The 11,026-nt window shown below is 69.4% G+C and carries 12 protein-coding genes; 10 read left to right on the top strand and 2 right to left on the bottom strand.

All coding sequences use genetic code 11. The features are described 5' to 3' along the window. Positions 1 to 17: 17 nt before the first annotated feature. Positions 18 to 566 carry an NUDIX domain-containing protein gene (locus AC1DWT_RS33685; RefSeq protein ID WP_095863682.1) on the bottom strand — a complete coding sequence of 183 codons (549 nt, stop codon included), beginning with the start codon at positions 564 to 566 and terminating at the stop codon, positions 18 to 20. Between the two features lie 82 nt (positions 567 to 648). Between AC1DWT_RS33685 and AC1DWT_RS33680 the strand changes: the two genes are divergently transcribed. From AC1DWT_RS33680 to prcA, 5 genes are all read left to right on the top strand, one after another. Next, the gene (locus AC1DWT_RS33680; RefSeq protein WP_072941725.1) at positions 649 to 1,026 is read left to right on the top strand and encodes a nitroreductase family deazaflavin-dependent oxidoreductase; all 378 of its coding nucleotides are present in this window, start codon (positions 649 to 651) and stop codon (positions 1,024 to 1,026) included. Between the two features lie 74 nt (positions 1,027 to 1,100). After that, a complete protein-coding gene (dop, locus tag AC1DWT_RS33675; protein WP_477923984.1) occupies positions 1,101 to 2,600 on the top strand; it encodes a depupylase/deamidase Dop in 1,500 nt (499 codons plus the stop codon). 169 nt (positions 2,601 to 2,769) lie between these two features. Beyond that, positions 2,770 to 2,964, top strand: coding sequence for a ubiquitin-like protein Pup (locus AC1DWT_RS33670; RefSeq protein ID WP_005242990.1), 195 nt, complete (start codon positions 2,770 to 2,772; stop codon positions 2,962 to 2,964). Then, complete coding sequence (gene prcB, locus AC1DWT_RS33665) at positions 2,961 to 3,845, top strand: proteasome subunit beta (RefSeq protein ID WP_072941723.1); 885 nt, start codon at positions 2,961 to 2,963, stop codon at positions 3,843 to 3,845. The genes AC1DWT_RS33670 and prcB overlap by 4 nt, the downstream gene beginning before the upstream one ends. Further along, positions 3,842 to 4,621 carry a proteasome subunit alpha gene (gene prcA / locus AC1DWT_RS33660; RefSeq protein ID WP_095863683.1) on the top strand — a complete coding sequence of 260 codons (780 nt, stop codon included), beginning with the start codon at positions 3,842 to 3,844 and terminating at the stop codon, positions 4,619 to 4,621. Before prcB ends, prcA begins: the two co-directional genes overlap by 4 nt. On the opposite strand, the gene AC1DWT_RS33655 is transcribed toward prcA, so the two are convergent. Further along, on the bottom strand, positions 4,612 to 6,075 hold the full coding sequence (locus AC1DWT_RS33655) for a phosphatase PAP2 family protein (protein ID WP_095863996.1): 1,464 nt from the start codon (positions 6,073 to 6,075) through the stop codon (positions 4,612 to 4,614). The genes prcA and AC1DWT_RS33655 overlap by 10 nt on opposite strands. A 76-nt stretch (positions 6,076 to 6,151) precedes the next feature. Between AC1DWT_RS33655 and pafA the strand changes: the two genes are divergently transcribed. The 5 genes from pafA to tatA all read left to right on the top strand — a co-directional run bounded on the left by pafA (position 6,152) and on the right by tatA (position 10,957). Further along, complete coding sequence (gene pafA, locus AC1DWT_RS33650; RefSeq protein ID WP_012687833.1) at positions 6,152 to 7,510, top strand: Pup--protein ligase; 1,359 nt, start codon at positions 6,152 to 6,154, stop codon at positions 7,508 to 7,510. A gap of 47 nt (positions 7,511 to 7,557) precedes the next feature. Next, positions 7,558 to 8,550: a helix-turn-helix transcriptional regulator gene (locus AC1DWT_RS33645; RefSeq protein WP_143051464.1), complete on the top strand. Its 993-nt coding sequence runs from the start codon at positions 7,558 to 7,560 to the stop codon at positions 8,548 to 8,550. Further along, positions 8,547 to 9,527 carry a helix-turn-helix transcriptional regulator gene (locus tag AC1DWT_RS33640; protein WP_206012600.1) on the top strand — a complete coding sequence of 327 codons (981 nt, stop codon included), beginning with the start codon at positions 8,547 to 8,549 and terminating at the stop codon, positions 9,525 to 9,527. Before AC1DWT_RS33645 ends, AC1DWT_RS33640 begins: the two co-directional genes overlap by 4 nt. Further along, complete coding sequence (locus tag AC1DWT_RS33635; RefSeq protein WP_206012599.1) at positions 9,524 to 10,588, top strand: 2-dehydropantoate 2-reductase; 1,065 nt, start codon at positions 9,524 to 9,526, stop codon at positions 10,586 to 10,588. The genes AC1DWT_RS33640 and AC1DWT_RS33635 overlap by 4 nt, the downstream gene beginning before the upstream one ends. A 72-nt stretch (positions 10,589 to 10,660) precedes the next feature. Continuing rightward, positions 10,661 to 10,957 (top strand): Sec-independent protein translocase subunit TatA, encoded by a 297-nt coding sequence (gene tatA, locus AC1DWT_RS33630; protein ID WP_072941710.1) that lies wholly within the window; start codon positions 10,661 to 10,663, stop codon positions 10,955 to 10,957. Positions 10,958 to 11,026 lie beyond the last annotated feature (69 nt).

Raw genomic sequence — 11,026 nt, 5'->3', positions numbered from 1 at the left:
CGCGGGTCGGCCGTGTATCAGCGGTCCCGTGCGACGAGGTAGTCCTCGAGGAGTGCCCTCGTGTCYGGCACGAACGGCCACCGCGGGTCGCGCAGGTGCGTCACCAGTTCGTGGGGTGTCCACCACCAGCCCGACGCGATCTCRCTGGCCTGGTGGACGACGGGCCCGTCCCAGTGCGTCTCGTAGGCGTACAGGTGGCAGCGCAGCCGCAGGCCCTGCCACTCGCCGTCCCACGCCACCCTCGCGATGGGGGTGAGGCTCACCCCGGTGATGCCTAGTTCCTCCGCCAGTTCCCGGCCCGCCGCCTCTTCCGGCGTCTCCCCGGGATCGACCACCCCGCCGGCCAGGCAGTCGTGGTGTCCGGCGAACACCGTCTTCGTGTCCGACCGCCGGTGCACGTAGAGGCGCTGCTCGTCACCGGATCGGACGAGGACCCCGGCGCTCGCGTGCCACAGTCCCTCGGCGTAGACACGGGAACGCGCGGCCGATCCCACCGGTCGCCCGGAACTGTCGAACACCGCCACCACTTCGTCCGTGCCGGGTGGGGTGTTCGGTGCGGAATCCATGAGTCGATCCTGCCAGCACCCCGGCGAACGTCGGTACTGTCGAGGTCGGTTGCTCGTTCCGGTGCCGAAGGGGTGAGAGTTCATGGCGTTGCCGCGTTCGATCGCCCGATTCAACCGGGTCCTCACCAACCGGGTGAGCCGTCGCGTCGCGACAATCCTGCCCGGGTTCGCCGTGGTCGAGCACCGCGGCCGCACATCCGGTAGGACGTATCGCACGCCCGTCAACGTGTTCGTCGTGGACGGCCGCTACCGGTTCGCCCTCACGTACGGAGCGCACAGCGACTGGGTGCGAAACGTGGTGGCGGCGGGCGGATGCACCATCGTGACGCGCCGCCGGACGGTGCACCTGACGGACCCTCGAATCGGCACCGACGGCACCCACTCCTGGGCGCCGCCCGGGGTCCGGACCGTGCTCGAGGTGATCGCGGCGGACCAGTACCTGGAGTGCTCGCCGGGCTAGTCGCCGGACACCGACGGCTCGCGCGGCAGGAGTGTGCCGCCGGGTGGCGTGGGTGATCGCATAGGCTCGGCAGCATGCAGCGGATCATCGGTGTCGAAGTCGAGTACGGAATCTCCTCACCCAGCGAGCCTTCGGCCAATCCGATCTTGACGTCCACCCAGGCGGTGCTGGCTTATGCGGCAGCCGCGGGAGTGCCGCGCGCCAAGCGCACCCGATGGGATTACGAGGTGGAATCCCCGCTGCGGGACGCCCGCGGATTCGACCTGGGCCGGCTCAGCGGCCCGGCGCCCGTCATCGACGCCGACGAGGTCGGCGCGGCCAACATGATCCTCACCAACGGCGCCCGGCTCTACGTCGACCACGCGCACCCCGAGTACTCGGCCCCGGAGGTCACCGACCCCCTGGACGCCGTCATCTGGGACAAGGCCGGCGAACGCGTGATGGAGGCGGCCGCCCGGCACGCGTCGAGCGTCCCCGGTGCCCCGCGACTGCAGCTGTACAAGAACAACGTGGACGGCAAGGGCGCGTCGTACGGCACCCACGAGAACTACCTGATGTCCCGGGCCACGCCGTTCTCTGCGGTGATCAACGGGCTGACGCCGTTCTTCGCGTCCCGTCAGGTGATCTGCGGGTCGGGCCGGGTGGGCATCGGCCAGTCCGGTGACGAGGCCGGCTTCCAGCTGTCCCAGCGGGCCGACTACATCGAGGTGGAGGTCGGGCTCGAGACCACGCTCAAGCGCGGCATCATCAACACCCGCGACGAACCGCACGCCGACGCGGACAAGTACCGGCGTCTGCACGTCATCATCGGCGACGCGAACCTCGCCGAGATGTCCACGTACCTGAAGGTCGGGACGACGGCGCTGGTCCYCGACCTCATCGAGGCCGGTGTCGACCTCACCGACCTGCAGCTGGCCCGACCGGTCACCGCCGTGCACCACATCAGCCACGACCCGACGCTGCGCGCCACGGTCGCGCTGGCCGACGGCCGGGAACTGACCGGGCTTGCGTTGCAGCGGATCTATCTGGACCGGGTCGACAAGTTCATGTCCGCCGAGGGCAACGACGACCCCCGCGTGGCCGATCTGCTGGAGAAGTGGGCGATGGTGCTCGACCTCCTCGAGCGGGACCCGATGGAATGCGCCCACCTGCTGGACTGGCCGGCCAAGCTGCGTCTGCTCGAGGGTTTCCGGAACCGGGAGGGCCTCAACTGGTCCGCGCCGCGACTGCATCTGGTCGACCTGCAGTACTCGGACGTCCGCCTCGACAAGGGTCTGTACAACCGGCTCGTCGCCCGCGGGTCGATGGAGCGCCTGGTGTCGGAGCAGGCGGTGCTCGACGCCGTCGACACCCCGCCGACCGACACCCGCGCCTACTTCCGCGGTGAATGCCTGCGCAAGTTCGGCGCCGACATCGCGGCTGCGAGCTGGGATTCGGTGATCTTCGATCTCGGTGGCGACTCCCTGGTCCGCATTCCCACCCTCGAGCCGCTGCGGGGCAGCAAGGCGCACGTGGGGGAGTTGCTGGAGTCGGTGGAGACCGCGAAAGAGCTCGTCGACGAGCTCACGAACTGACATCTCGGCCGTTCCCGCACGGATCTGCCCGGAACTCGCCGTCGCGTCGGCACACGTGGGGCGGCGACGCTCGGTAGGGTGAAGGTCCGAGCGGATGATGTAGTCAGACTGCTTGGCAGCACAGGACGCTCGGAAGAAGAGCTCCCTTCACACAAGGAGGTCGGCGGCGATGGCGCAAGAGCAGACCAAACGAACTGGCGGCGGCGACGAGGACGACACCCCGGGCGGTGACGGTGCGGCCGGTCAGGAACGTCGCGAAAAGCTGGCCGAGGACACCGACGACCTGCTCGACGAGATCGACGACGTGCTCGAGGAGAACGCCGAGGACTTCGTCCGGGCCTATGTCCAGAAGGGCGGCCAGTGACGGCGGATCGACCGGCATTGCGGACAGGCGACGGTGACACGAGACTCAGTTTCGGTTCGAATCTGAGCTCGTTCACCGAGTATCTGCGTGGTCACGCACCAGAATTGCTGCCGGAGAATCGGATCGGCCATCGTTCGCACTCGACACGGGGTGGTGACGGGATGGAGAGCGGTGATCTCGCACCGCACGGAACCACGATCGTGGCGCTCACCTACAAGGGTGGCGTCCTGCTGGCAGGCGACCGGCGCGCGACCCAGGGCAACCTGATCGCCAGCCGGGACGTCGAGAAGGTGTACGTCACCGACGAATACTCGGCGGCCGGTATCGCCGGCACCGCGGGCATCGCCATCGAACTGGTCCGCCTGTTCGCCGTCGAACTTGAGCACTACGAGAAGATCGAGGGCGTTCAGCTGACCTTCGACGGCAAGGCCAACCGCCTGGCGTCGATGGTGCGGGGCAACCTCGGGGCGGCGATGCAGGGTCTCGCGGTCGTCCCGCTGCTCGTCGGCTACGACCTCGACGCGGACGACGAGGCCCATGCGGGCCGCATCGTCTCGTACGACGTCGTCGGCGGCCGGTACGAGGAACGCGCCGGATACCACGCGGTCGGTTCGGGTTCGCTGTTCGCGAAGTCGGCACTGAAGAAGATCTACTCGCCGGACAGCGACGAGGAGACCGCCCTGCGGGCGGCCATCGAATCGCTGTACGACGCGGCCGACGACGACTCGGCCACCGGTGGGCCCGACTTGACCCGCGGCATCTACCCGACCGCGGTCACGATCACCCAGGCCGGTGCCGTACACGTGTCCGAGGAGACGACGTCCGAGTTGGCTCGGCGCATCGTCGCCGAGCGCACCGAACAAGGGGGGTCTGCGCGATGACCATGCCGTATTACGCCTCCGCCGAGCAGATCATGCGGGACCGCTCGGAATTGGCGCGCAAGGGAATTGCCCGCGGACGCAGCGTCGTGGTGCTCACGTTCCGCGACGGCGTGCTGTTCGTCGCCGAGAATCCCTCCACCGCGCTGCACAAGGTCAGCGAACTGTACGACCGGCTCGGCTTCGCGGCCGTCGGCAAGTACAACGAGTTCGAGAATCTGCGGCGCGCAGGGATCGTCCACGCCGACATGCGCGGTTACTCGTACGACCGCCGTGACGTGACGGGCCGATCGCTGGCCAACGCGTACGCGCAGACCCTGGGCACGATCTTCACCGAGCAACCCAAGCCGTACGAGGTGGAGATCTGCGTCGCGGAGGTCGGGCGCGTGGGCAGCCCGAAGGCTCCCCAGCTGTACCGCATCACCTACGACGGATCCATCGTCGACGAACAGCATTTCGTCGTGATGGGTGGCACGACCGAGCCGATCGCGACCGCCATGCGCGAGTCGTACCGTGCCGACCTCGACCTCGAGGCGGCGGTCGGTATCGCGGTCAACGCCCTACGTCAGGGCGGTGCCGGGGAGGGCGAGAAGCGGAACGTCGACGTGGCCAGCCTCGAGGTGGCCGTGCTCGATCAGTCCCGGCCGCGCCGCGCGTTCCGGCGGATCGCCGGACCCGCGCTCGAACAGCTGATCCCCGCAGAGCCTGCGGCCGCCTCGGAGCCCGCTCCGGAGTCGAAGCCGGACACCGAGACGAAGCCGGCCGACACTCAGGACTGAGGCCGGTACACCGCGATCGCTTCGGGCGCCGACCGGAAGTCGAAGCGCAGGGCGTCGGCGACCACTTCACCGTCGGTGGCCAGCGCAACCGGCGAGCCGTCCACGCGGACGGTGAGCCGGGGCACGAGGGATCGCACGTACACCCGGCTGCTTCCGAGCGTCCCGGTGGCGGCGGCGAACAGTAGCCGCGGCCGGGACGCTCGCCGGTCGGCCCGCACGTAGCGGACGTCGAGCAGTCCGCCGGTGATGGCGGGACGCGACATCGGAACCTGATCGCCGGGGGAATACCGACCGTTCCCCACGAACAACATCCACACCTTCACGGGCCTGCCGTCGATGGTGACGGCGAGCGGTGTTGCCGCGGAGAGAATCCGGATCATCGCCGCACACGCCGCGGGCCACTTCCCGTACCGGGGCTGCCACTTCTCCCGCAGCCGCACCGCGTCGGGGTAGCCGCCGAGACTGGCGGTGTTGAGGAACGGGGCGGGTTCCTCGACATCGGTGTGGACGACGGCCTGGTCGACGAGAACCGCACGTCCGGTCTCGACGGCCTTCGCGGTGTCCGAGATGTCGGCGACGCCGGCGTCGCGCGCGAAGTGATTGAGTGTGCCGCCGGGGAACACCGCCAGCGGCAGCGAATGACGCGCCGCCGCGGACGCGACGGCGACCACGGTCCCGTCCCCACCGCACACCCCGAGTGCACGCGGATTCGTCTCGGCCACCCAGGCGTCGAGTTGCTCGGCGAAATCGTGGTCGGTGTCGAGGGCGCGCACGTGCGCGTTCGGGAGTGCGGTGGCGATCTCCTCACTGGGATCCACAGTGTCCGGCCCGGACTCCTGGTTCACCAGCACGAGCAGGCCCTCACCGCCCGGCAGCGCCGGCGCGTCGACCGCGCGGCCCAGTTCCGCCGGGTCCTCGGTGCGCACCGCCCACCAGCGGCGGGTTCCCGAAGCGACGGCCCCGCCCAGTATCAGCCCGGTGACGACGTCCGACGGCCAGTGCACGCCGTTGTGCACCCGGGAGTACGCGACCGCGGCCGCGAGGGGGGCGAGTGCGGCACCGGCCGCGGGCGATTCCAGGGCGACACCCGTGGTGAACGCCGCCGCCGATGCCGAATGTCCCGACGGGAAGGACGAGGACCGGGGGATCGGCACCCCGCGCAGCGCGTTCGTCCACGCGCGGGCGGGAGGGCGCCGCCGCGGGAACACCGGTTTGAGGATGCCGTTGGCGAGACCGCTCGCCATCGCGAGGGACAGCAGGCCCCGCACGGCACCGCGCCGGGCGCGTCCGCCGACCAGTCCCAGCAGCGCCGCCACGCACCACCACAAGACCCCCTTGTCGGCCGCGTGACTGAGGAAGCGCATCGCCCGGTCGACCTCGGAGGGGCGCAGATCTGCGCTGCGGCCGAACACGATTTCGTCGGCCCGGTGGATGCGGTGCAGGTGTCGGTTCACCGTCTCAGCGTAGGCGCGGAGTGTCGCCGGACGGTTTTCCCGCTCCGCCGGGTGATCGGCGTTGTACTCTCGAGGTGTGCAGCGACGAATCATGGGAATTGAGACAGAGTTCGGTGTGACCTGCACCTTCCATGGTCACAGGCGACTGAGCCCGGACGAGGTTGCGCGCTACCTGTTCCGGCGGGTGGTGTCGTGGGGCCGGAGTTCCAACGTGTTCCTCAGGAACGGTGCCCGCCTGTATCTGGACGTCGGCTCGCACCCCGAATACGCGACAGCCGAGTGCGACAACCTCATCCAGTTGGTCAACCACGACCGGGCGGGTGAGCGCGTCCTCGAGGAGTTGCTGATCGACGCCGAGCAGCGGCTCGCCGAGGAAGGCATCGGCGGCGACATCTACCTGTTCAAGAACAACACGGACTCGGCGGGTAATTCGTACGGCTGTCACGAGAACTTCCTCGTGGCGCGGGCCGGCGAATTCTCCCGGATCTCGGACGTGCTGCTCCCGTTCCTGGTGACGCGGCAGCTGATCTGCGGCGCCGGCAAGGTACTGCAGACGCCGAAGGCGGCCACGTTCTGCCTGTCGCAGCGCGCCGAGCACATCTGGGAGGGCGTGTCCTCGGCGACCACGCGGTCGCGGCCCATCATCAACACCCGCGACGAGCCGCACGCCGACGCGGAGAAGTACCGCCGCCTGCACGTGATCGTCGGCGATTCCAACATGTCCGAGTCCACCACGATGCTGAAGGTGGGCACGGCGGCGCTCGTGCTCGAGATGATCGAGGCCGGGGTGTCGTTCCGCGACTTCGCGCTCGACAACCCGATCCGCGCCATCCGCGAGGTCAGCCACGACGTCACCGGGCGCCGCCCGGTGCGGCTCGCAGGCGGCAGGCAGGCCAGCGCCCTCGACATCCAGCGGGAGTACCACGCCCGCGCCGTCGAACACCTGCAGAACCGCGACCCCGATCCGCAGGTCACGCAGGTGGTCGACCTGTGGGGCCGCATGCTGGACGCCGTCGAGACGCAGGATTTCGCAAAGGTCGACACGGAGATCGACTGGGTGATCAAGCGCAAGCTGTTCCAGCGCTACCAGGACCGGCACGGCTTCGAACTGGCCGACCCGAAGATCGCGCAACTCGATCTGGCGTACCACGACATCAAACGCGGTCGCGGCGTGTTCGACGTGCTGCAGCGCAAGGGTCTGGTGAAGCGGATCACCGAGGACGAGACCATCGAGGCCGCGGTGGACACTCCGCCGCAGACCACCCGGGCGAAGCTGCGCGGCGAATTCATCACCGCCGCGCAGGAGGCCGGACGCGACTTCACGGTCGACTGGGTGCATCTCAAGCTCAACGACCAGGCCCAGCGGACCGTGCTGTGCAAGGACCCGTTCCGGTCGGTCGACGAGCGGGTGGAGCGGCTGATTGCCTCGATGTAGCGGCGCTCGGGGAGTCCGTAACGGGCTCACCCACTAGGCTTCCGGGCGTGCCGACTTCCAAGATCGAGCGCTTGATGAACCTGGTGATCTGTTTGCTGTCCACCAGACAGTTCCTCACCGCCGAGAAGATTCGCGAGAGCGTTGCCGGGTACGCCGACTCCGCCAGCGACGAGGCGTTCAGCCGCATGTTCGAACGCGACAAGAACGAGTTGCGGGATCTCGGTGTTCCGCTCGAGACCGGGCAGGCGTCGCGGTTCTCGACGGTCGAGGGCTACCGGATCAACCGCAATGCGTACGAGCTCCCCGACATCGACCTCAGCCAGGAGGAGTCGGCGGCCGTCGCGGTGGCCGTTCAGCTGTGGGAGTCGCCGGAGTTGACGTCCGCGGCGCAGGGGGCGCTGCTCAAGCTGCGTGCGGCGGGTGTGCAGGTCGATCCGGATTCGGCGGCCACCCCGATCACGGCGGTGCCCGCCCGCACCCGCGGCTCCGAACCGGCGCTCGGCAAGCTGCTGGCGGCGGTCGACGCCGGCCGCGCCGTGCACTTCCCGCACCGCGGGGCTCTCAACGAGCCGTACACCGAACGCACCGTGGAACCGTGGGGTGTCGTCACCGCCCACGGCCGGTGGTACCTCGTCGGTCACGACGTCGACCGGGGAGCCGTCCGGACGTTCCGGCTGTCGCGGATCGGCGACGACGTGACGGAGTTCGGACCGTCGGGGGTCGTCCACAAACCCGCGGGCGTCGACCTCAGGGACATCGTCGACCGGGTCACCGGTTCGGGTGAGGTCACCGGCACCGCCACCGTGTGGGTGGCCGAGGGCCGAGCCCAGGAACTGCGCCGACTGGCGACCACCGCGGAGGAGAAGCGGGTGAACGAGCGCAGCGGCACCGTGCTCCGGATCCCCGTCCACTCCCGGGACTGGATCGCGCGGCTGGTCGCGGGTCACGGGGCGGACGCCCTGGTCCTCGATCCGCCGGAACTACGACACGATGTGCTGACCAAGCTGAAGGACGCCGCAGGGGAAGGGGGGACGTCGTGAGCAACAGGCTGTCGTCGCGACTGTCCCGGCTCCTCAACCTGGTGCCGTATTTCATCGCGAACCCCGGGATGAGCGCCGCCGAGGCCGCCGCCGAACTGGGCCTCACCACCACACAGCTGATGTCCGACCTCAACCAGTTGTGGGTGTGCGGGCTGCCCGGCTACGGTCCCGGTGACCTCATCGACCTGTCGTTCTCCGAGGAGAGCATCGAGGTGACGTTCTCGGCGGGCATCGACCGTCCGCTGCGGTTGACGTCCACCGAGGCGACCGCCCTGCTGATTGCCCTGCGTTCGCTGGTGGAGTTGCCGGGCATGGTCGACCCGTCCGCCGCGCACAGTGCGATCGCGAAGATCGAGAACGCCGCGGGCACCGCGGCGGCCCGTGCGGCGGTGACGCCGGCGTCCGAGCGGGACGCGGTGGAGGACGTGCCGGAAGATCCCATCGCCGCCGCGGTGCGATCCGCACTCCATCGCCGGCGGGCCCTCCACTTGACGTACTACTCGGCGTCCCGGGACCGGGTCACCGAGCGCACTGTGGACCCGGTGCGGATCGTGCTGGTCGACAATCACAGCTATCTGCAGGCGTGGTGCCGGCAGGCCGAGGGGGTCCGGCTGTTCCGCCTCGACCGGATCGACGCCGCCACCGAACTGGACGAGCCGTCCACCCCGCCGGCGCAGGCGCTCGTGCGAGACTCCAACCTGGAGTTGTTCAGCGGCGACGCATCCCTTCCCCAGGCACGGTTGCACATCCGCGCCGACTGTGTGTGGGTGCTCGACTACTACCCGATGGATGTCGCCACGGTCGCCGCCGACGGTTCGGTCGAGGCGACCATGAGTTACGGGGCGCTGGAGTGGATGGCCCGGCTCGTGCTCGGGTTCGGTTCCGGAATCACCGTGCTCGAACCACCCGCTCTGGTCGACGAGGTGCGCCGCCGGGCCGTGGAGGCGCTGTCCGCGTACGAGGCTGTCGAGGCATGACCGGCGCCGCGCGTCCGCTGCGGATCAGTGTGTTCGGGGCGGGCAGCATCGGGTGCTATCTCGGGGGCCGGCTCGCCGCAGCCGGCGCCGAGGTGACCCTGATCGGCCGGGAGCGGGTCGGGACCGAGATCCGTGACCACGGGTTGCGGCTGACGGACCTGCACGGATCGGACATCCGCGTCGGTGCCCCCGACATCGCCTTCGACACCGGGGCCGCGTCGGCGGCCACCGCCGATCTCGTCGTCGTGTCGGTGAAGTCGGCGGGGACACCGGAGGCGGGTGCCACACTCGCGTCGGCGATCGGCCCCGGCACCGTCGTGGTCAGCGCCCAGAACGGGCTGGGCAACGCGGACACCCTGCGCGCCGCACTCCCGGAGCAGGTCGTTCTCGCGGCGATGGTGCCGTTCAACGTGGTGCACCGCGCCGACGGGCACTTTCACCAGGGTTCCGAGGGCGACCTCGAGATCGAGCAGCATCCGGCGGTGCGCGCATTCGCGCCGGTGTTCGACGACGCCGGACTGCCGCTGCACGCCCATGAGGACTTCCGTTCGGTGCAGTGGGCGAAGCTGCTGCTCAACCTGAACAACCCGGTCAACGCCCTGTCCGGTCTGCCGCTCCGCGAGGAGTTGTCGCGGCGGCCGTTCCGCCGGGCTCTCGCCTTGGCGCAGCGGGAAGCCCTCGCACTGCTGGCCGCCCGCGGTATCGCTGTCGCCAAGCTCACACCGCTGCCGCCGCAGTGGATTCCCCGGTTGCTGACCGTCCCGGACGGAGTGTTCCGGGTGGCGGGTAGTCGGATGCTGGCCATCGACCCGCACGCGCGGTCGTCGATGTGGGACGACCTCGAGGCGGGCAGGCGCACCGAAGTGGACTGGATCAGTGGGGAGATCGTGCGCATGGCGGAGGCGTCGGGGACGGCCGCGCCGGTGAACGCGAGGCTGGTCGCACTGATCCGCGAGGCCGAGGCGGGCGGGAACCGGCAGTGGTCCGGGGACGCTTTGCTCGCCGATCTGCGCTCACAGCGGGGACCCAGGAAACCGGCAGGGAAACGGCAGCGCAACTAGCCGGTTTCGACCGAACCGGTGCCGTGTATGTCCGGTAGCATCAGGGTCACCTGATCTTTTGGAGGTTTCATCATGGGAGCCATGAGCCCCTGGCACTGGGCCATCGTCGCGCTGGTCGTCGTCATCCTGTTCGGTTCCAAGAAGCTGCCCGACGCGGCTCGTGGACTCGGCCGTTCGCTCCGCATCTTCAAGAGCGAGGTCAAGGAGATGCAGAACGACAACAGCACGCCGGCGCCCACCGCGCAGAGTGCGCCCCCCGCGCAGAGCGCGCCCGCCGAGCTGCCCGTGGCGGACACCACCACCGCACCGGTCACTCCTCCGGCGCCGGTGCAGCCGCAGTCGCAGCACACCGAGCCCAAGTCGGCGTAGCCCGAGCCGCCTGACAACCGGGGTGACTCTTCACCCCGGTTGACTGCTGACCAAGACTAGGGCGAACAA

The organism is Rhodococcus sp. P4_B6 (assembly GCF_056402215.1).
This window is presented reverse-complemented; position numbering and strand designations above follow the sequence as displayed.

Coding starts and splice junctions, on each gene's coding strand:
- AC1DWT_RS33680 (WP_072941725.1), top strand. CDS start 649: ATGGCGTTGCCGCGTTCGATCGCCCGATTCAACCGGGTCCTCACCAAC.
- AC1DWT_RS33670 (WP_005242990.1), top strand. CDS start 2,770: ATGGCGCAAGAGCAGACCAAACGAACTGGCGGCGGCGACGAGGACGAC.
- prcA (WP_095863683.1), top strand. CDS start 3,842: ATGACCATGCCGTATTACGCCTCCGCCGAGCAGATCATGCGGGACCGC.
- AC1DWT_RS33635 (WP_206012599.1), top strand. CDS start 9,524: ATGACCGGCGCCGCGCGTCCGCTGCGGATCAGTGTGTTCGGGGCGGGC.
- tatA (WP_072941710.1), top strand. CDS start 10,661: ATGGGAGCCATGAGCCCCTGGCACTGGGCCATCGTCGCGCTGGTCGTC.